The sequence below is a fragment of the Austwickia sp. TVS 96-490-7B genome (assembly GCF_019331795.1).
In the GTDB taxonomy this organism is placed as follows: Bacteria; Actinomycetota; Actinomycetes; order Actinomycetales; family Dermatophilaceae; genus Austwickia.
Window position 1 is genome coordinate 230377 of the sequence record NZ_JAHPZL010000003.1, and the last position, 19814, is coordinate 250190.

The 19814-nt window shown below is 62.4% G+C and carries 18 protein-coding genes; 8 read left to right on the forward strand and 10 right to left on the reverse strand.

The window, feature by feature from the left end; translation table 11 throughout:
* Positions 1-26 precede the first annotated feature (26 nt).
* Positions 27-857 (forward strand): hypothetical protein, encoded by an 831-nt coding sequence (locus KEM60_RS03650; protein WP_219106145.1) that lies wholly within the window; start codon positions 27-29, stop codon positions 855-857.
* A 5-nt stretch (positions 858-862) separates the two neighbouring features.
* Complete coding sequence (locus KEM60_RS03655; protein WP_219106146.1) at positions 863-2188, forward strand: O-antigen ligase; 1326 nt, start codon at positions 863-865, stop codon at positions 2186-2188.
* Here KEM60_RS03655 and KEM60_RS03660 read toward each other — a convergent pair.
* Together KEM60_RS03660 and KEM60_RS03665 are read right to left on the reverse strand one after the other, a co-directional pair.
* Positions 2151-3323 carry a hypothetical protein gene (locus KEM60_RS03660; RefSeq protein WP_219106147.1) on the reverse strand — a complete coding sequence of 391 codons (1173 nt, stop codon included), beginning with the start codon at positions 3321-3323 and terminating at the stop codon, positions 2151-2153. The genes KEM60_RS03655 and KEM60_RS03660 overlap by 38 nt on opposite strands.
* Positions 3320-4879 carry a lipopolysaccharide biosynthesis protein gene (locus KEM60_RS03665; RefSeq protein ID WP_219106148.1) on the reverse strand — a complete coding sequence of 520 codons (1560 nt, stop codon included), beginning with the start codon at positions 4877-4879 and terminating at the stop codon, positions 3320-3322. Before KEM60_RS03665 ends, KEM60_RS03660 begins: the two co-directional genes overlap by 4 nt.
* A 291-nt stretch (positions 4880-5170) precedes the next feature.
* Here KEM60_RS03665 and KEM60_RS03670 point away from each other — a divergent pair, with 291 nt between their 5' ends.
* The 3 genes from KEM60_RS03670 to KEM60_RS03680 are packed head-to-tail and all read left to right on the forward strand — an operon-like array spanning position 5171 to position 7958.
* Complete coding sequence (locus KEM60_RS03670) at positions 5171-5788, forward strand: DapH/DapD/GlmU-related protein (protein ID WP_219106149.1); 618 nt, start codon at positions 5171-5173, stop codon at positions 5786-5788.
* Complete coding sequence (locus KEM60_RS03675; RefSeq protein ID WP_219106150.1) at positions 5785-6714, forward strand: glycosyltransferase family 2 protein; 930 nt, start codon at positions 5785-5787, stop codon at positions 6712-6714. The genes KEM60_RS03670 and KEM60_RS03675 overlap by 4 nt, the downstream gene beginning before the upstream one ends.
* Entirely contained in the window at positions 6714-7958 is a 1245-nt protein-coding gene (locus KEM60_RS03680) for a glycosyltransferase family 4 protein (RefSeq protein WP_219106151.1), read from the forward strand. Before KEM60_RS03675 ends, KEM60_RS03680 begins: the two co-directional genes overlap by 1 nt.
* Positions 7959-7987: 29 nt before the next feature.
* Here the strand turns inward: KEM60_RS03680 and KEM60_RS03685 are convergent, their stop codons facing one another.
* On the reverse strand, positions 7988-9559 hold the full coding sequence (locus tag KEM60_RS03685) for a malectin domain-containing carbohydrate-binding protein (RefSeq protein ID WP_219106152.1): 1572 nt from the start codon (positions 9557-9559) through the stop codon (positions 7988-7990).
* Between KEM60_RS03685 and KEM60_RS03690 the strand changes: the two genes are divergently transcribed.
* Complete coding sequence (locus KEM60_RS03690; protein WP_219106153.1) at positions 9558-9701, forward strand: hypothetical protein; 144 nt, start codon at positions 9558-9560, stop codon at positions 9699-9701. The genes KEM60_RS03685 and KEM60_RS03690 overlap by 2 nt on opposite strands.
* Positions 9702-9898: 197 nt before the next feature.
* Here the strand turns inward: KEM60_RS03690 and KEM60_RS03695 are convergent, their stop codons facing one another.
* Positions 9899-11020 (reverse strand): hypothetical protein, encoded by a 1122-nt coding sequence (locus tag KEM60_RS03695; protein WP_219106154.1) that lies wholly within the window; start codon positions 11018-11020, stop codon positions 9899-9901.
* A 247-nt stretch (positions 11021-11267) separates the two neighbouring features.
* Between KEM60_RS03695 and KEM60_RS03700 the strand changes: the two genes are divergently transcribed.
* Positions 11268-11855 carry a serine O-acetyltransferase gene (locus KEM60_RS03700; protein ID WP_219106155.1) on the forward strand — a complete coding sequence of 196 codons (588 nt, stop codon included), beginning with the start codon at positions 11268-11270 and terminating at the stop codon, positions 11853-11855.
* Positions 11856-12210: 355 nt separating this feature from the next.
* Complete coding sequence (locus KEM60_RS03705) at positions 12211-13626, forward strand: WecB/TagA/CpsF family glycosyltransferase (RefSeq protein ID WP_219106156.1); 1416 nt, start codon at positions 12211-12213, stop codon at positions 13624-13626.
* Between the two features lie 143 nt (positions 13627-13769).
* Here the strand turns inward: KEM60_RS03705 and atpD are convergent, their stop codons facing one another.
* The 6 genes from atpD to KEM60_RS03735 all read right to left on the reverse strand — a co-directional run bounded on the left by atpD (position 13770) and on the right by KEM60_RS03735 (position 19737).
* Positions 13770-15230: a F0F1 ATP synthase subunit beta gene (gene atpD / locus KEM60_RS03710; RefSeq protein ID WP_219106157.1), complete on the reverse strand. Its 1461-nt coding sequence runs from the start codon at positions 15228-15230 to the stop codon at positions 13770-13772.
* 20 nt (positions 15231-15250) lie between these two features.
* Positions 15251-16159, reverse strand: coding sequence for a F0F1 ATP synthase subunit gamma (locus KEM60_RS03715; RefSeq protein WP_219106158.1), 909 nt, complete (start codon positions 16157-16159; stop codon positions 15251-15253).
* Between the two features lie 99 nt (positions 16160-16258).
* A complete protein-coding gene (gene atpA / locus KEM60_RS03720; protein WP_219106159.1) occupies positions 16259-17902 on the reverse strand; it encodes a F0F1 ATP synthase subunit alpha in 1644 nt (547 codons plus the stop codon).
* A gap of 113 nt (positions 17903-18015) precedes the next feature.
* Positions 18016-18834 (reverse strand): F0F1 ATP synthase subunit delta, encoded by an 819-nt coding sequence (locus KEM60_RS03725; protein ID WP_219106160.1) that lies wholly within the window; start codon positions 18832-18834, stop codon positions 18016-18018.
* Entirely contained in the window at positions 18834-19457 is a 624-nt protein-coding gene (locus KEM60_RS03730; RefSeq protein WP_255574203.1) for a F0F1 ATP synthase subunit B, read from the reverse strand. The genes KEM60_RS03725 and KEM60_RS03730 overlap by 1 nt, the downstream gene beginning before the upstream one ends.
* Positions 19458-19527: 70 nt before the next feature.
* Entirely contained in the window at positions 19528-19737 is a 210-nt protein-coding gene (locus KEM60_RS03735) for a F0F1 ATP synthase subunit C (protein WP_370626280.1), read from the reverse strand.
* Positions 19738-19814: the final 77 nt, after the last annotated feature.

The window sequence follows — 19814 nt, forward strand, 5'->3', positions numbered from 1 at the left end:
CTCCACCCCGGACGATGAGGAGTCTTGTGTCCACCACCACTGCCGCCCAGCGGTCGACCGCTCTGCAGTCTCTTCGCCATCACGGGGTCTTGGCTGTCCTAGTGACCGTGTTGTCGACCGTTGTCGGCACCGGTGTCGCCGTGACACGCCCGGATGTGTATACCGGGGAAACTCGGCTGGCCATCGGGAAAGGCGAAATGAGTGCCTTGAACATTCCTGGTTATCCGTCGGCGGCCAAAGAGATGGCGTCCAATTACTCACGGTGGGTCACCGATCAGGGTGTGTCTGGGTTACGGCCGCCTGCCGGGGTGTCCTCCTTGGTGGCCTCGCCGATCCCGGACTCGTCCATCATTCGGATTGAGGCGAAGGCGGATTCTGCTGAGACTGCTGTCAAGGCCAGTCAACAGGCGGCAGATGCGTTAGTGGCTGAGGTCGCGAAAGGTCGGCGGGAGAATGACCCGAAGGAGATCTTGAAGGAGATCGTGGCTCATGCTCCTGAGTTGTCGAAGGTCAATGCTGGCGCGGCTGGCACCTTGGCTAAGTACAACCGTGATTTGGGAGAGGGTAAATCTGATCAGGTGATTGCCGCTGATCTGGAGGCTTATGCCAAGGTCGATACGGAACGGGCTCGGTTGCAAGTAGAGCAGGACGCCCGGTTGGAGCGATATCGACGATTGGTGTCGACGTCGTCCACCGAAGCAGACCTCCGGACTATCGGTCAAGGTGCCCGGCTGGTGGGTGACAATCGGGCCAGCAGGCTGCAGCGGGGCGCACTGATCGGAGTGGCCGGCGGCATGGTGATCTCGTTATGCCTGGCGGTATACCTGGATCGGCGTCGTCGACGCGAGCGCGGATGAATGCCGTGACTACTGCCCCGGTGGAGCAGGGGGTTGAGATGCCTCGCGGCCGGGATGAGCCGCCAGTTCCGGTGCATCTGTGGTGTTTTCTGGCGGCGGTCGTCGCTTTGCTGGTCAATAAGAACAGTCAATATTTGCATCTTCCCATCAGCCCAGACCGACTGCTGTTTCCGGTGGCAATTTTGCTGCTTTTTCTGGATGCAAATCGACCTCGACTTCGATGGAGCGGCGTCCATACATTGATGGTTGTACTGGTCTTATGGACTGTGGGTTCAATGGCGTGGCACGGCAATCTCATGGACAATGTGAGTCTCTTTGCGCTGTCCGATCGAATGACGATGCCGCTGGTGTTGTTTGTGGTCGCGCCGTTATTTTTTGACACTCCGGGCCGTCGGGATCTGCTGCTCAAAACGGTCACCCTCATCGGCGTCTATCTTGGGATTGAGGGGATAGTGGAGATGTTGGCTCCGGCGTGGGCCTTTCCGCCGTACGTGGCTGACCCATCGGTGGGGACGATGTACGGTCGGGCACGCGGCCCGTTCCTCGCTGCGGATGCGATGGGTTTGTCCTGCACGATCTGTGCTTTTGCTGCGGTGACGTTGTTGGTACGCCGACCGCATCTGTGGTGGCGGGTGGCTGCGATGGTGACGGTGGTCACGGGGACTGCTAGCACCGCGTTGTCGTTGACCCGGGCGACGTGGTTTGGTGCCGGCGCGGGGTTGCTGGTGGGCGCTCTGCTCGCTCCGAGGTTGCGCACTGCGATTCCGGTGGTGGCTGGGGCTCTTGCCGCTGGTGCGGTGGCGGTCTCGGTCGCGCTGCCGGAATTGACTGAGCGATTTGCGAGCAGATGGGGGGAGGTGGGGGCGGTCAACGACCGTCTGGGCTCCAACGATGCGGCGCTGTCGTTGCTGCAAGACCTGCCATGGACGGGGATCGGCTGGCAGCGGTTCTTCCCCTACGGCTCCGAGTGGTTCCGGTTGTCCGATGCCTATCCGATGAACAACGTGGTCGTCGAGATCCACAACGTGCTTCTAGCTCGCGCGGTGGAGTTGGGTGTCCCTGCGGCGGCGGTGCTGCTGTGCATTTGGGCGTGGGGGCCGGGACGGGTGGTGTTTTTGCGGCTACACGGCGACCTGGCGGCATGGCGGATCTTGGCGCTCGCCGTGTTCACCGCGTGGGTGGTCACGGGGATGGCGAACCCGATGGCGGTGCCTTTCCCCAACTTCCTGGCGTGGTTGATCGCTGGTGTCCCTACGGCGAGTTGGGCCGTGTCGCCCCGAGACGACCAGTCGATCACTGACGGGGAGGCCGACCCCAGTCTTCCTGGATGACTTGGATGCGATCCCACGGGAAGCCTTTGAGTTCAGAGGATTGCGCGGTGGAGCCGCGAAGGGTCGGCCACGGGTTCGTTCCGGTCCGTTTGGCCCATCGGTCTCCGGATTCGGCGATGACCGCCACCGCGCCTCCTTTGTCGGTGACGATGAATCCGTAGCGTTGGGCGGCTTTGGCGACCGCGTGACCGATCGGTGACAGTGACAGCGCATCGACGTCAAGGGCGGGGTCGAGTCGAAGTCGGGTGCCTTCCTTGATGGCGTCGGGGCGGGTGCTGTAGCCGTCATCCCGGTTGGCTGGGTAACTGTGCCCCAGAGCTGCCTCGATCACGGTCAGCCCCATCGCGTGCTCGATGCGCCCGCGCCGGACATCTTCAAGGGTCACCATCAGCCCGCTGACTGCTAAACCTGACGCACTCACCCCGTACGGCGCCTCGAACTGTCCCGACGCCGAGGACACCTTGGTGATCAGCCCGCCCCAACACGCCTGCCAGGTGGCGTCGTCGCGGCGAGAAGCCACCCAGAATTCCCACAGACGGTCTGTTGCAGGGTCGTAGACCGCCAAGTGATGGTCTGAACCTGCTGCGGCGACCGCGTCTGCGGGGATGGGGACATGGGCAAAAATCGCCGGTCCGCTGAAGAGCGCTGACGGGGTTTGTCCCTTGTTTTGGCAGTTGGTGAACGTGACATCGTGTGGCTGGGTGCCCTCGGTGGCGACTGCATAGCCGGCGGCGTACTTCCCGGTGTTGAAGGGGGCAATCCCACCCCAGTTCTCTTCGACAGATTTCACCAGGCGGGCCGTGATGTCGGCTGATCGGGGATGCGTCGGCGCGTGGGACACGTCTGCGGTGAAAACCGAGCGGGCTCCGAAGGTGGGATAGGGGCCAAAATCCTTCGGAAGCACACCGGTCGACCCGGAAACCGGCGCTGACGTCGCTTCCGGTGGGGTGACAGCCTGCTCTGGAGGATGGTGCCGATCCCACCAGACCACCGTCGACGCGCCAATCAGCGCGAGCGTGGCGATGCCAGCGAGGATCAGATGGCGCCTGCGGGTCGCTGCCGCCCTCCTGCGCTGCACTGCATCGGCGTCATCAGCGGCGCCCACTGCTGGCGACACCGTGGGTTCAGCCTTCATCCTCGGCCTCCTTTGACACGGATCACGGACAGGGCTTGTCGCAACCCCACCGTCACGGAGAGGTAGATCAGGAGCACCGGAGCCGCGGCCAGCCCGCAGAGGACAATCCCCAGCCCTCCTCGGGGCAGGTAGTGCTGTCCGATCAGCCAGCTCATGGCACCGACCGCAAGGAAACTGCCCACCGCGCTGACCACGCTGGCCACCCAAGGAATACTGCACAGCGGGGAGGGCACCTGGACCGGGAGTTTGCGGTTCACGCTCATGCGATAACAGAACGCGGCGAATTGCGCGACGACCGTTGCCCAGGCCACGCCCATCGCGCCGTAGTGAGGGGCCAACAGCAAGGATCCACTCAGCACGAGCACGGTCGTGATGAGACCCGCTCGCATTTCAAACTCCGGGCAGTGCATCAGCATCGCCCATTGGTTTTGCAGCTCCGGCAGCAGCTTGAAAAGGTGGGCGAGCAGCAAGGTGGCGGTGACCAGTCCAGCAGTGTGACCGGGAAGAGGAAGCCACACGTTCACCCCGAAGTACGCCGCCGGAGCGCCGACGGCCACCCACCCACAGATCAACACCACCCAGATCCGTTGCACCCGGGAAAACATCGGCACCGTCGCGTCGGCACCGTCACGTCCGATCGCTCTGCCAGTGACCGACTGAATCGGGGAAATCGCATTCAGCGGAATGACTCTCAGCTGTTGAGCGAAGGTGCTGCCCGGGCCGAAAACGGGGACATCGGCGGGGGCCACCCGAGCCACGATCAAGGTGACCGCTTCAAGGCCCACCAGGTTGAGCAGGCCAGAGACCTGCACCTTCCACGCGAAACTAAAAAATTCAGCCAGCTCCCGTCTGGAAACGAAGCCCAGACCGTCCGCGCTCAGCATCGGCATCGCGGCGGGGACCAGGGTGACGGTGGCAAACACCTGCTGCACAATGAAGACGTACGCGACACCGCGCAATCCCATCCCGTGCGTCAGGGTTGACCACATCCCCACGGCATAGATCACATAGCCAAGAAGCATCGTGCCGCAGGTGAGCGCATATTTCTGGTAGGCGTTGAGGACCGAAAAGAAGAGGCTCCTAGCCAGGGCAAGGCCGACGATCACTGTCAAGACTCGCAACAGAAAAACCGTATCCTCTGCCAGATCAGGGGGCGCATGGAAAAACGCCACTAGCTGGTCAGCAAAAATAAAAGCCAAACCCATCACAAACGTGGTGAAAACAGCCACGCAACACATCAGGGTCACGACGAGACGGGTCGTAGCGACTTTGTCTCCTTGCCCCGCAAACACCGCAAAGTATCGCGAGGCACTACGACTAATGCCCCCGTCGAACTGCGCCAGGAACTGAGTCAGGGTGCTAGTCACCAAAAACAAGCCGTAGGCCACCAAGCCCAGATGTGAGATGACAAACGGCGTTAACGCCAAGTTCACGATCAACGGCGCCAGCTGAGCCAAGAGCTGCCAACTCGCTCCTTGCAGCAGCACACGACCGAGATGAGTCGGCGGCTCAGGGGGGTGCTCAACCTTGCTCTTTTCAGGCATGGATCGGGTCATGACGCTCCTTGATGCCGTGGCGGCGACATGATTTCCCCACCGCCGCATCGTTGCATAAAAACTCACCCTGCCGGGAGTCACGAGCAACCACCCGAAATCAGACATTCGTCCATAACGATTGTCCGACAGTTTTGCGCAGCCCTGCCCCGATCTGCCACCCGGAAACAGCCCCACACCATTCATCTCTCACGATAATGGGAACGCCTCCTTGGGTGCGCTGAGTCAGGCACCGCCCCAAGGGACTCGACCACCGACATCCGAACAAACCCACCCATCGACGAAAGGGTCAGGATGCCCCGCCACCTCTTGTCCCGCTTGACCCGCAGCTCGTCGTACGTTGCTTATTACCTGGTCGCTTCGCATCTCCCCCGCACCTATGCACCCGGGGGTGCGATCTCTCGAACTATCCGTGCCGCACTGGTCCGCCGCATGGTGGACCAAGCCGGAAACGACATCACTGTCGAAAGTGGCGCCCATTTCGGGTCCGGGAAGGGCATCGTCATCGGTGACCGCTCCGGCCTTGGGGTCCGAGCGGAAATCCTCGGTCCGCTCGTCCTGGGCACCGACGTCATGATGGGCCCAGGCTGCACCTTTATCAGCACCAACCACCGTTTCGACGACCCAGACCGACCGATGAACTCCCAAGGAGGATTGGACGACATCCGTCCGGTCGTAGTGGAGGACGACGTCTGGCTAGGCGCCAATGTCACCGTCACCGCAGGGGTACGGATCGGCACCGGGTCGGTGATCGCTGCCGGAGCCGTCGTCACCCGGGATATCCCGCCATTCAGCATCGCCGCAGGAGTTCCAGCGCGAGTGCTGCGCAGTCGGCGCCCCGATCCTGCCGTGATGTCCCCACCGCTGAGTGACGCCGCCCCGGCAGCCGCTGGATCCCTGGAGATGTCGTGACCTCCACCCAGGAATACGCCGCTGCCGTCATCATCCCCGCCCATAACGAAGCTGGAGTGATCGACCGCTGTCTCGACGCCGTAGATCGCGCCCGCAATGGCTGTGACGTGCAGATCGTGGTGGTCGCTAACGGCTGCAGCGATGACACCGCCCACCGGGCACGCCGTCATCCCGGTGTCCAGGTCGTCGACATCGAGACCGGGTCCAAGTCGTTGGCTTTGACTGTCGGCGACCGGACAGCGAGCGCTTTTCCGCGGATTTATGTGGACGCGGATGTGGTGGTGGACGAGCAGGCGTTGACAGGCCTGATCACGGCGTTGAATGTCGAGGAGCCTCTAGCTGGCACGCCGCGCCCGTTCTTCGACGTGGCAGGATCGTCGGCGGCGGTGCGGGCCTATTACCGGGTTTTCACGCGGCTGCCCTACGTCCGCGAGGGTCTCATCGGTGGCGGGGTATATGGGATGTCCCGTGCCGGGCGGGCCAGGTTTGGGGATTTCCCTGACCATCTGGGGGACGATTTGTTTGTCCAACGGATGTTTGCGCCGCAGGAGCGGGTGGTGACGGCGGGGTCGTTCCGGGTATTGGTGCCGCGCACCGTGTCCAGTCTGGTCAAGGTCCGCACTCGGGTGGCTCGAGGTAATGCCCAGATCGCAGAGGATCCCACGCTGGCTAGCTATGCCACGAATGTGGAGGGGGTCACGTTCGCGGCGACAACTGGTGGCACGGTCCGGGCTTTGGCGACGCTGCTTCGTCACGAACCGGCCCGATGTGCTGATGCTGTGGTGTATGTCGCGGTGACGCTCATCGCTCGGCGTCGGGCTCGGCGTACGACCGCTGAGGCCACCATGTGGGAACGAGACGTCTCGACTCGGGTGCCAAACGGGGCTGTTGATGCCTCAGGTGCGGTATCGACCGAGGTGCGTTGATGCCGGCCATTCGACGCATCGCCTACCTGAACAGTCAGTACCCCGCGATTTCGCACACCTTCATCGAACGAGAAGTGACCGCGCTGCGGGACCAGGGGTGGCAGATTGACACCTTCAGTGTCAGACCGTGCCCGCCGCAGCAGGCGATTTCAGCGGCAATGCGCGCCGAACTGTCCAGTACGGCGGTGCTGTTAGCGGACAAAGCGGTGTTGGCTCGAGCCGTCGCTGAGATGGCTGCCCACCACCCGGATGTGCTGTCTTGGGCTGCAGGCCAGGCAGCACGGGTTGGGGATCGGACTGTGCGCGCCAAAATCTGGCAAGGGTTCTATCTGGCCGAAGCGGTGCTGCTGCATCAATGGATGCGCGAACGAGGGTTACGTCATGTCCACGCGCACATGGCGAATGTGTCTGCCGACGTCGTGCGTTTGGCCACCATGATGGGCGAGCGGATCGACGGTCCAGGGTCGTGGTCGTGGTCGCTAACTGTGCACGGGTATGCCGAGTTCCAGTACGTCGACCAGTGGGATATCCCTGCGAAGGTGCGCCAGGCGCGGGGGGTTGCCGCCATCAGCGATTTCACCCGCAGTCAACTGATGAGGCTGGTCGGTCCTGAGCAGTGGGACAAGATCGAGGTGGTGCGGATGGCCGTTGATCCAGACCGGTTTGCTCCGCCGCCTGCGGCCCGCAACCACGACGGGCCAGTGCGGCTGATCACTGTGGGACGACTCGTCCCGTTGAAAGGCTTCCCCATCCTCGTCGAGGCCGTGTCCCTCTTGCAGAGCCGCGGGATTGCGGTGCAGGTGCGGATCATCGGGGACGGCGAAGAACGCGCTGACCTGCAGCATCGGATCGATCAGGCGGGGTTGCAGGGGCTGGTGGAGTTGGTCGGGCCCGTCGGGCAAGACGATCTCCCGGCGCACTATCACTGGGCTGACGTTTTCGTCCTGCCGTCCTTCATCGAAGGCTTACCAGTGGTGTTGATGGAAGCGATGGCCACGGAGCTGCCAGCGGTGGCATCTGGGATCACCGGCATCCCCGAGCTAGTCGTCGACCAGGTCAACGGCCTTTTGGTCCGCCCTGGCCGAGCTGACCAGTTGGCCGATGCGATCGCCCAACTCGCTGCCGATCAGAGCCTTCGGACCCGGATGGGTCAGGCGGGACGCCGAAGCATCCTGGCTGAGTTCACCCCAAGGACCACCGGCCCGGCCATGACCGCCTTCCTAGACCGGGTGATTCCGGGGTGACACCGCAAGGGGTGTCACCCCGGTGGGGGTCACGGTTTGCCGTAGTCGACTGCCACGGCCTGGATCGATGCCCACGGGAAGTTTCGTAGCACCTCGTATGACGGCATTCCCAGCAGCGACGGCCACGGATCCACACCAGTGACGCTCTTCTCCCGAGCACCAGATTCGGTGATGACCGCGACAGCTCCGGATCGGTCACAGACGATGAAGCCATACTTCTGGGCTGCTTCTGCGATCATCCGACCCACCGGGGTCAACGACAGCGTAGACAGGTCCAACGCCGGGTCGAGTCGCAACCGTTGTCCCTCGCGCACCACCGGGGTGCCGTCAGTGACATTGCCATCACCGCGGTTCGCTGGCCACGAGATGTCCGGGTAGGCGCGGATGTTCATCGCACCCAAATACATGGCGTGGTCGATACGGCCACGACGTACCTCATCCAGGGAGATCATTCCCGCCGCTACAGCCAGACCGGATGCGCTGACGCCGTACCACTGTTTGTGAACGCCAATGCTCTGCGAGACGTTGTCGATCCGACCGACCCAGCAAGCCTCCCACCGGTTGGTGCTGGTGTTACGACGCATCCGCCAAAACTCCCACAACTGGTCAGTCGACGGGGAGTAGATCGACATTTCGCCATCAGTTCCGGTGGCTGGGACCGCGTCAGAAGGTACGGGAACCTGCATGAAGAACCCACCAGGTTGGAACAGGGCTGGATCCACCCACGTCTTGTTCTGGCAATTCCAGAAGTCCACGTCCACGCGCGGCTGATCAGCTGGGACCTGATAGAACGCTGAGTTGTACTGGTTCGTGTTGACCGCAGCCACGCCACCCCAGTTATTCACCACATCAGAACGCAAATTCGCCGCGATCTCAGTGGACTGCGGGTCCAGCGGAGCCTGCTCGATACGCGTGATGAACGGGCTGGTAGGACCCAGCGGAATTGGCGCATGACCCAATGCTGGTGGGGTCGTTGGATCAGCCGGGATCACCGATGACACTTCCACAGCGGCGATCAACGGATTGTCCAATACCTTGACAAAACCCACATTCAACGTGCCGTCGTTGACATCAGTCTCAAATGTCTGGTCGTAGGCGGTGGCCTTGCCTGCTGCGCCGAAAATATCCACCTGAGACAGGACCGTCTGCCCTTCCGCGGTGACATTGAAGACGCGTTTGCCCGGCGCCGACCAGTACCCCTCGGCCATCAATAACCGCACTCGATACCGCCCGGCAGGAACAGTCAGCGCATACCCCGTAGAGGTGTACGACGACACCTGATAAAGGTTGTCGTCAGTGGTGCCCGCAATCGGTTTGCCCACCAACGTTGACGAATTCGTCGTACCTCCGATGAGGCCACGACGGGCCTTCCACACGTGTCCGGCCTGATCAGTCTGATCCGTGAAAGCCGCCACAGTACGGGCGATCACCTGGGTCTGAGTGACCGATTGAGCTGACGCGGCTGCCGGGAGCGCAGTCTGGGCGACCACGGGCAACAATGCCAAGGGCACGCACCACCACGCATGGACAGATCGACGGGCCCAACCATCACTCCGATTCAGGGTGCGGGTCGGAAAAACAACAGATCGACGAGAAAACATGGCCACTCCTGGGCTCAAATCCGCGGCAGGGACGCCGAGAGACACGCCGTACGGAGGGGGATGCGTCGAAGCACGCGGAGACATGCCGCCGTGGGGTGGCGACACGGTGGGGATAGGGACAACCGACACCATCGTGGGGTGATGGCATCGCAACAACCTGTGGAGTCAGGCCAGTGGGGTCGGCATGACATCACAGACGCGGCTGCGCTGCGCAGCCAGGACTACCCGACAGCGCTCGCTACAGCAGCGCTCGTCGTACACAAGGGGAAACACACCGGAAGGGATCAACTGGGGAGAGGGCGTGAACGAAACGATCGCTGAGAGGGGCGCGCCGAAGAGTCAGCGTTTGCCGTAACTCTTCGGCAGGACCTGCAACCGGTCCCATGGGAAGTTCTTCATAGCTGAATAGTCCGGACCGCCGAGGAGGGCTGGCCACGGGTCGGTACCGGTGGTCGCTTTCAATGACTGACCGGCCTCACCGATCACCGCCACCGCACCACCTTTGTCGCAGACGATAAAACCGTACTTCTGGGCTGCCTTGGCGACCGCCTTCGCCAACGGTGACAACGGCAACCGATCGACGTTGACTCGCGGATCCAACCGCAACCGCTGCCCCTCCATCGGGGTTGCCGGGTCTTTGGTGTAGCCGTCAGAACGCACCGCAGGCCAACTCACCTCGGAGAAGTGCCGAGCATTGATAACCCCTAAATACATGGCGTGCTCGATCCGGCCCGCTTTGACCTCAGCCGCAGAGATCGTCCCGCCAGCGACAGAGAGCCCGGAGGCACTCACCCCAAACCCGATGGGGAACTGACCCATGGCCTTGCTGACATTGTCGATCCGGCCCCCCTGACAGGCCTGCCAAGCACCAGAAGCGCCCTTCTTCATCTGCCAGAACTCCCACAACTGATCAGTGGCTGGGGAGTAGATCGACATCGTGCCATCGCTCCCCACCGCAGCAGCCGCATCGCGTGGGATCGGAACATCCACGAAGACTTTCTGGCCGTCGTAGATCCCCTTCGGCGTCCAACTGAACTTCAAACAGTTCGACCAGGTGACCCGGACCCGCGGGGTACGGGCATCTGCCCGGTAGAAGGTCGTATTCCACGCATGGGCGTTGAAAGCGGCCACCCCACCCCAGTTGTTCTTCACATCAGCAGCCAGTCGACGGGTGATCGCCGCCGAGTTGGGATCCAGTGGGGCTTGGGAGATGTCGTCGTAGAAGAAGCTGTTCCGCGAGAAGGGCACCAAGGCATTGGACCCGGTCCCGGTCCCTTCCTGCGGCACATCCGCCGGCTCGTCCGGAGCGGTGACCGTCGAAGTGACTGTGCCGATACGTTCCTCGGCGACATTGGGCCGGTCGACATGGGCGGCGTACGCCGAGGGGACGGCTGTGGAGCCGACCAACATCGTCATGGCGCCCAAAACGAACAGCGGTGCGCGGTGGAAACGGACAGTCATGGGGTGCCTTCCCTGGCAAAGTCGGGTGGTTTCGGTCACCCACCCATCGGTCCGGCGAACCGCACCTAAAGCCCGCTCGTCGCGTCTCGGACAAAAGTCCAGAAAAACGGCACTAGACGCACTGGACGTCTCACTAACAGGTCACTCGTCCATATTCAGATGACCCTGCGTCAAGCCAGCCACAGCGGTAATCACGTCGATAGGCTCCGAGGCGAAGATCAGATCCCATAACGACTCGGAGGATACTGTGCTGACCAGGATCTTGGAGCCCGCCACCCGCGATTCGCTCGGCCGCAAAAAAACAGCCTCAGTGCGCGCTGGCTGGGCTGAAGCCAAGGCTTTGCTCAAAGTTGATTTCACGAAGAGTCCTGCCCTCACCCAACGAGTCACCCTGACCACCTGGCGCCTCGGCCAAGCTTTCTGTGGCCGTCCCGGGCTCGGCCCGTTCCTGGTACGACGAGCCGTCCAAGTGATGGATGCGGTGTGGGTGCGCACGGTCATGGGTGCCGAGCTCCCCCCGCAGGTCGTCTGCGGCCCCGGGGTCAGATTCCCACACGCCGGGCGAGGCGTCATCATCCACAACACCGCGGTGATCGGCTCCAATGCGGTGATTTACCACCGGGTGACGATCGGGATGTCGTGGACCTTACCCGCACCACGAATCGGCAACGACGTCTTCATCGGCACCGGAGCCAACATCCTCGGGACGATCAACGTCGCCGACGGCACCTGGATCGGCGCCAATGCCGTCGTGGTCAAGGACACCCTCCCCCATCACACCTATGTGGGAGTTCCGGCTATCGGACGCCCCAGGGAATCCCAAAGAACTCATTAACCACACCCCCACCTTTCCGTCACACCAATAGCCCCACAAGAGTGCCCAGCAAAAAAATTCGACCGGTTCCAGCACGCAATGCTGCGCCAGATGAAAAAATGGCGAATGCACCCTCTGCGGGTCGAGGAAACAAGGAATGGAGAAAAAGACACACGACCGACTTAATAACACCTGGCTCACCACACCAGTCACCCCTACGCAGAGGGGAATCGGTGATTGATTAACCTCTTGTCAACATATTTTTTCCAGCCCGTTCACCACACTATGACACTGGCATATCCCTTCCTGCCATGTCACCACAACCGGTTCTCCTCGCGGTCACCCTATCCACGTCACCGCTGAAAGCGAGCCTCCCTTGGACCGAGCGGTTGCAGGACTCACTCTGGCTCTTCTCTTCCCTGTGCTCTTGGTACGCGCCGTCATCGCCTACCTCAGCACTGGCCAAGTCTTCGAGAGCGAGGACCTCTTCGGCCGAAGCGGTGCCCCCTTCACAGTGCGCACCTTCGCCGACGGCGGTCTCTGCTCCCGTCTCCCCCATCTGGTCGCTGTCTGCTGCGGCCACCTCAGATTCGTCGGGCCACGTCCGCTGACGAGCGACGAAATCGGCAGACTCTCCTCCAGGGAACGATGGCGGCTGAAAGTCACCCCTGGGATGTTCTCGCTGCATCGGCTGCGGGCCGCTACCGGTATTGCCTACGACCCGGAGCACCACCTAGATCAGGAACACGTGCAAGAGCAGCACCTGTTGACCAAGAAAAATCTAGGCATCGTGTTGCGTTCGCTCCTGGTGCACGGTGTCAGCACCGATCCACAGCAAGAGCGTCCCGGCGAATTCAGTCTCCTCGGCGTTCACATCTCCAATTTCACGATGTCGCAGGCGTTGGACTGGATCCAAGAACAGGTCCGCACGGCCACGACAGCCCGTCTGATCTGCTTCGTCAACCCGGCCTGCCTCAACACAGCTGTCGAAGATCAGCAGTATCGAGACGTCTTGGACGGCAGCGATCTGATCCTTCCCGACGGGATCGGCATCAAGATCGCATCGCAGATCCACGGCTTCACGGTCCAAGAAAATGTCAACGGCACCGACCTGTTTCCTCGGCTCTGCCGTCGTGCAGTAGCTGAGGGCATCTCGCTCTACTTATTGGGCGCTCGACCCGGTGTCGCTGCGCAGGCAGCCGAGGAAATGCGCCGCAGGTTCCCCGAGCTCCTCATCGCTGGCACCCGGTCAGGCTATTTCGCACCGGAGGAAGAACCTCAGGTCATCGAGGAGATCAACGCGTCAGGCGCCGAGATCTTGCTCGTCGCCATGGGTGCGCCACGGCAAGAACTCTGGCTGGCGCGAGTCCTTCCATCGTTGCAGGTGCGAGTGGCCATGGGCGTGGGGGGATTGTTTGATTTCTACTCAGGACGGATACCCCGAGCACCCTTGTGGGTTCGTGAGATCGGCATGGAGTGGGTGTGGCGTCTCGGGCAGGAACCTCAGCGGATGTGGCGTCGCTACCTGGTAGGCAACCCGCTCTTCCTCTACCGTGTCTGGCAGGACAGGGCACCTACCACCGGCAAAGGCCATCCCAGCGAAACTGAACAGGTCAACGCTGATGCGCTGGTGCCGGATGTCACGGTCTCTCTTCCCCCGACTGACATGTCTCCGCACCATTGGGAGCTGCCAGATCGGCCGGTTGCTGATCCTTCCCGGCCGATACGACGTCGCGACGTTCGTCCCGGACAGGTGGCGCATCACGGCGCAGCCCGCCGAGTCGGCCGGTAGCAGCGCCGGGGAGCGGTGGCCTGGAGCCTGCGGATACGCTGCCGCGGCGCCCGTGCTGTGGACGAGGACAGGGTGCGAGGGTGCAGAGCAACGGAGGGTGGCCCCACCTTGGGGACCACCCTCCGTGAGCTCAAACCGTGAGGTCAGCTGTTCTTTTCGATCTCTCGGGCCTGGCGCTCCACATCATCAAGGCCACCACACATGAAGAAGGCCTGCTCAGGCACCGTGTCGTAGTCGCCGTCCGCGATCTTGGTAAACGCCTCGATGGTGTCAACCAAGGGCACCGTCGAGCCTTCGATGCCGGTGAACTGCTTGGCGACGTACGTGTTTTGCGACAGGAAGCGCTGGATACGCCGCGCCCGGTTGACGAGGATCTTGTCTTCTTCGGAGAGCTCGTCGATACCGAGGATCGCGATGATGTCCTGGAGTTCCTTGTTGCGCTGCAGGATCTGGCGAACCCGGACCGCAGTGTTGTAGTGATCCGCGGTGACATATCGCGGGTCAAGGATGCGGCTGGTGGAGGTCAGCGGATCCACCGCGGGGTAGATACCGAGCGAAGCGATTTCACGAGAAAGCTCGGTGGTCGCATCCAGGTGGGCGAATGTGGTCGCCGGAGCCGGGTCGGTGTAGTCGTCCGCGGGCACATAGATCGCCTGCATCGAGGTGATCGAGTGACCGCGCGTGGACGTGATTCGCTCCTGCAGCACACCCATTTCATCGGCCAGCGTTGGCTGATAGCCCACCGCAGACGGCATCCGGCCCAGCAGGGTGGACACCTCAGAACCGGCCTGGGTAAACCGGAAGATGTTGTCGATGAACAAGAGCACGTCCTGCTTCTGGACGTCGCGGAAGTATTCAGCCATCGTCAGAGCAGACAGGGCGATGCGCAGACGGGTGCCCGGCGGCTCATCCATCTGGCCGAACACCAACGCGGTCTGGCCGATCACTCCGGCTTCGCCCATTTCAACGATGAGGTCGTTGCCCTCACGGGTGCGCTCGCCGACACCGGCGAACACCGACACACCACCGTGGTCCCGAGCGACGCGGGCGATCATCTCCTGGATGAGGACGGTCTTACCAACGCCGGCACCACCAAACAGGCCGATCTTTCCACCCTGCACGTACGGCGTGAGCAGGTCGATGACCTTAATGCCCGTCTCGAACATCTGAGTCTTGGACTCCAGCTGGTCGAACGCCGGTGCTGACCGGTGGATCCCCCACCGCTCGGTGACTTCCAGAGGTCCGTCGCCCTCCAGGTTCAAGCATTCACCCGTGGCATTGAAAACTTTGCCGAGGGTGACATCTCCCACCGGCACCGAGATCGGACCGCCCGTGTCCTGGACGACGGCACCGCGGACCAAACCATCAGTGGGCTGCAAAGAGATCGCACGCACCATGTTGTCGCCGATGTGTTGGGCGACTTCGAGGTTCAGCTTCTTACGCTGCCCCGACAGCTCGACCTCCACGGTCAGCAGGTTGTACATATCCGGCATAGCGTCCGCGGGGAATTCCACGTCCACCACCGGGCCGATGATGCGGGAGAGGCGGCCCTGGCCGCCCTGGGCGGGCTGCGCCGACTGGGGCTCGGCAAAGGCAGTGCTCATGGCAGATGCTCCTCGTGTCATTACTTCGCGTCCGCGAGGGCGTTGGCGCCGCCCACGATCTCGCTGATCTCTTGGGTGATCTGGGCCTGACGGGCCTGGTTGGCCAGCCGGGTATAGGTCTTGATGAGTTCGTCTGCGTTGTCAGTCGCGGACTTCATGGCCCGCTGCCGCGAAGCGAGTTCGGAGGCCGCTGACTGCAGCAGACAGTTGTAGATCCGGTGGGTGACGTACTGCGGCAGGATCGCGTCAAGGACTTCTTCGGTACTCGGTTCGAACTCGTAGAGCGGCAGCATGGTGTGGCCGCTTTCCTCGCCCGATGGCGTACCGGATTCGTCAACGACTTCGATCGGCAGCAGCCGCAACGCCCGCGGCACCTGGGTCACCATGCTGCGGAACTGCGTATAGACAACGTGGACCTCATCCACTCTTGCCGTTTCTTCGGCAAGGAACTCTTGGATCAGTCGGTCACTGATGCTCTTGGCAGTGTCATAGCTGGGGTTGTCCGTCGACTCTTCCCAGCTAGCGGCATACTCACGATGCCGGAAGCGGTAGTACGAGATGGACTTCCGCCCCACCAGGAAGGGCACCACCTCTTTGCCCTCCTTGCGCAGCTTCTGGACCAGTCGCTCGCTCTCCTTCAACACCGAGGAGATATATCCACCGGCCAGCCCCTGGTTGCTGGCGATGATGAGCACGGCAGCCCGGCGGGGATGATCCACCACCGAGGTGAGAGGGTGCTCGGCATCGGAGTGGCTGGCCACGGCGCTGAGCGCTCTGGTGAGGGCCGTGGCGTACGGGGTGGTCTCCTCGACGCGGGTCCGCGCCTTGACGACCCGCGATGCCGCCATCAGCTCCATCGCCTTGGTGATCTTCTGCGTCGCCTTGACGGAGCGGATGCGCTGCCGGTACTCCCGGATCTGCGCTCCCATATCTTTCCGCCTCTCCTTGGTCTCTCTAGCTCAACGGGGCCGTGCCGACACGTTCTGGCACTGGTGTGGTCCGCCCACGCGGACCACACCAGTGACCTATCAACGCTGTCGGACGATCCGCTCCTGGTCGACATCGTGGTCCTCAAGGGCATCCACCGGGGCGTCCTGCGGGACACCCGTCACCAGAGGGCGACCGTCGCTGTCGGTGAACTGACCCTTGAAGGCCTCCATTGCTGACTCCATGCCAGCTTTAGTGTCGTCATCCAGTTTCTTGGTCTCCCGGATGGCTTCAAGGATCCCCGCGTTCTCTCGACGCATGAAGTCCAAGAATTCTGCCTCGAACCTCTTGACATCCTCGACCGCCACATCGTCGAGCTTGCCGGTGGTCCCGGCCCACACCGAGACGACCTGCTCCTCCACCGGGTACGGCGAGGACTGCGGCTGCTTCAGCAACTCGACCAGACGCGCACCACGAGCCAGCTGAGCCTTCGACGCCGCATCCAGATCGGAAGCGAACATTGCGAACGCTTCCATCGCCCGGAACTGGGCAAGGTCCAGCTTGAGTCGTCCCGCGACTTCCTTCATCGCCTTGATCTGTGCCGAACCACCCACACGGGACACCGAGACACCCACGTCGATAGCCGGACGCACGTTGGCGTTGAACAAGTCAGCCTGCAAATAGATTTGACCGTCCGTGATGGAGATGACGTTCGTCGGGATGTACGCCGAGACGTCACCCGCCTTGGTCTCAATGATCGGCAAGCCCGTCATTGAGCCCTTGCCCATCTCGTCCGACAGTTTGGCGCAACGCTCTAGCAGCCGGCTGTGCAGGTAGAAAACGTCACCGGGGTAGGCTTCACGGCCCGGCGGACGACGCAGCAGCAGCGAGACTGCACGATACGCCTCTGCCTGCTTGGACAGGTCGTCAAACACGATCAGTACGTGCTTACCGGCGTACATCCAGTGCTGCCCAATCGCTGAGCCGGTGTACGGGGCAAGGTATTTAAAGCCTGCGGCGTCGGACGCAGGCGCAGCGACGATCGTCGTGTACTCCATCGCGCCAGCTTCCTCAAGGGTGCCCTTGACCGACGCGATCGTGGAGCCCTTCTGTCCAATGGCGACATAGATGCACCGCACCTGCTTGTCGATGTCGCCGCTGGCCCAGTTGGCCTTCTGGTTGATGATCGTGTCCACCGCAACCGTGGTCTTACCGGTCTGGCGGTCACCAATGATGAGCTGACGCTGACCGCGTCCGATCGGGATCATCGAGTCGACGGCCTTGATCCCGGTCTGCAACGGTTCATGCACCGACTTGCGCTGCATCACGTTAGGCGCCTGAAGCTCCAACTCCCGGCGACCTTCGCTAGGGATCTCCCCCAAGCCATCGATCGGGTTACCCAGCGGGTCCACCACGCGGCCGAGGTATCCGTCGCCCACCGGGACGGAGAGCACCTCACCGGTGCGTTTGACGCTCTGGCCTTCCTCGATCCCGGAGAAGTCACCCAGGATGACCACGCCGATCTCGTGGACGTCGAGGTTCAGGGCCAGGCCGAGTGTCCCGTCCTCAAACTGAAGCAGTTCATTCGTCATCGCCGAGGGCAGACCCTCGACGTGGGCGATGCCGTCACCGGCGTCGGTGACCCGGCCGACCTCTTCGCGGGTGGCCGCGTCGGGCTCGTAGGACTGGACGAAACTGTCCAGTGCGTCCCGGATCTCCTCCGGGCGGATCGTGAGCTCCGCCATCGTGTCTCTCTTCTTCCTCAGTTCGTCCGGCCTACCTGGGCCGAGCTGTTCGGTTGGGTCTGCCGGCTCGCGGCGATGCTGCTATGCACGGCCCAGGGGCCGTGGTCCTGCTCTTACCGGGAGCTCATCGCCCGGCGGACGTTGTCCAGTCGCCGCAAGATGCTGCCGTCAATGACGTCGTCACCGACCCGGATGTGGATTCCGCCGAGCACCTGCGGATCAATCACGAGGTTCGCGTTGACACCTCGCCCGTACATCTGCGTCAAGGCCGACTCGATGCGGTGCTTTTGCACCGCGGTGAGTTGGATGGCCGAGGTGATCACTGCAGTGATCTGGTGCCGCCGCCGCGCCGCAATGGCCAACTGACGCCACACCGCTGCGGTGTACTTGCGGCCTCGCGGGTTCATGATCGGGCGAGTCGCCAGCCATAGCGCATCCGCGGAGATCTTGCCTTCGAACAGTCGTCGGATAAAGGCGACCTTGGCGTCAGGCAAGACATCACGCCGACCCAGAGTTTCTCTGATCTCCTGGTGATGACGCACCGCCTGATCAACCGAGAAGAGCTCATCCTCCAAACGGTTCAGCCACCCCTCGGCCTCCGCAGCAGCGAATACCAGGTCGATCCCCAGCCGCTCCAGAGCATCCACCAGATCCTGATCATGCGCCCATCGTCCACTGACCGCTTCATGGACGATCTGCAAGGCCGGACCAGACAAACGTGACTCAAACAACCGCGACGCAAGGTCACGTTTGGGCCAGGCGTCCCGAGACGGATCTGACAGCGCCCGACGTAACTTAGCCTCGGCGCCCACCATCTCGCTCACCGCGAACAATTCGCCCGCAAGATGACGCAAGTCGACCTGTCCGCCTCGCTCGATCTCGTGGCTCTTCGTCAGTGCGGCATGCCAGGCGCCACGGGACGACCCATCCATCAGATCCCCTCGCCAGACCCGGACGCGGAGGCACCAGCCCGATCCGACGTGACCCGACCTGATTCCAGATCCGCGATGAACCGCTCAACGATGCCGCGCTGACGGACCTCATCGTTCAACGATTCCCCGACAATCCGGCTGGCGAGATCGGTAGACAACCGGCCCACCTCACCAGTGAGCTGAGCCATCGCCTGCGCCCGCTCAGCTTCAATCTGCCGTTGAGCATTCTCGAGAAGACGCGCGGCTTCGACCTGAGCCTGATCCCGCATCTCCGCAATGATGGCGGCGCCCTGTTCGCGCGCCTCCTCACGGATCCGAGCTGCCTCGGCGCGCGAGTCAGCCAGATTCTTCTCGTATTCCGCCTTGGTCGTGTTGGCTTCGGCGAGAGCAGCCTCGGCGCGGCCCATGTCACCTTCGATGGCCTCGGCGCGTTGCCGATAAATTTCCTCGATGGTGGGCACGACCTTCACCCAGACAATGGCGGCAAAAACCAGGAACAGCAGCGTGCCGAAGACAAGCTCGCCGATATGCGGAACGATCGACAGGCCGTGACCGTCATTGCCGCCACCGCCGCCTTCCAGCGGCATCAGCGCCACGACATGCTGCGTCAGGCTGAGTTGCACGGGTATCTCCTAGGACCATGCTGTCCCCGACGCACGTCGTGTCGGGGCGGGACAGTGGGCGGGAAGCGGGTCAGGACTTCACGATGAAGAGCGCGACGAAGCCGAGGATGGCCAAAGCTTCGGCCACGGCGAAGCCGAGGATGGCCAGCGGCTGCAGGATGTTCTTGGCCTCAGGCTGACGGGCGACGCCGTTGATGAGGGCGGCGAAGATGAGACCGATGGCGATGGCCGGGCCGATGGTGGAGATACCGTAGCCAACGAGGTTCATGGTGCCGGTCATGATGATGCGTGTCCTTTTCTCAGGGTTACCAGAGGCGAGTAGCCTCCGGAGACTGGGGATGATTGTTCAGTTGTGGA

Bases quoted from the DNA above. Each gene is read 5' to 3' on its own strand.
- KEM60_RS03725 (WP_219106160.1), bottom strand. From the start codon at position 18,834: ATGGATGGGTCGTCCCGTGGCGCCTGGCATGCCGCACTGACGAAGAGC.
- KEM60_RS03660 (WP_219106147.1), bottom strand. From the start codon at position 3,323: ATGAAGGCTGAACCCACGGTGTCGCCAGCAGTGGGCGCCGCTGATGAC.
- atpA (WP_219106159.1), bottom strand. From the start codon at position 17,902: ATGGCGGAGCTCACGATCCGCCCGGAGGAGATCCGGGACGCACTGGAC.
- KEM60_RS03715 (WP_219106158.1), bottom strand. From the start codon at position 16,159: ATGGGAGCGCAGATCCGGGAGTACCGGCAGCGCATCCGCTCCGTCAAG.
- KEM60_RS03680 (WP_219106151.1), top strand. From the start codon at position 6,714: ATGCCGGCCATTCGACGCATCGCCTACCTGAACAGTCAGTACCCCGCG.
- KEM60_RS03665 (WP_219106148.1), bottom strand. From the start codon at position 4,879: ATGACCCGATCCATGCCTGAAAAGAGCAAGGTTGAGCACCCCCCTGAG.
- KEM60_RS03690 (WP_219106153.1), top strand. From the start codon at position 9,558: ATGGCCACTCCTGGGCTCAAATCCGCGGCAGGGACGCCGAGAGACACG.
- KEM60_RS03695 (WP_219106154.1), bottom strand. From the start codon at position 11,020: ATGACTGTCCGTTTCCACCGCGCACCGCTGTTCGTTTTGGGCGCCATG.
- atpD (WP_219106157.1), bottom strand. From the start codon at position 15,230: ATGAGCACTGCCTTTGCCGAGCCCCAGTCGGCGCAGCCCGCCCAGGGC.
- KEM60_RS03670 (WP_219106149.1), top strand. From the start codon at position 5,171: ATGCCCCGCCACCTCTTGTCCCGCTTGACCCGCAGCTCGTCGTACGTT.
- KEM60_RS03735 (WP_370626280.1), bottom strand. From the start codon at position 19,737: ATGACCGGCACCATGAACCTCGTTGGCTACGGTATCTCCACCATCGGC.
- KEM60_RS03685 (WP_219106152.1), bottom strand. From the start codon at position 9,559: ATGTTTTCTCGTCGATCTGTTGTTTTTCCGACCCGCACCCTGAATCGG.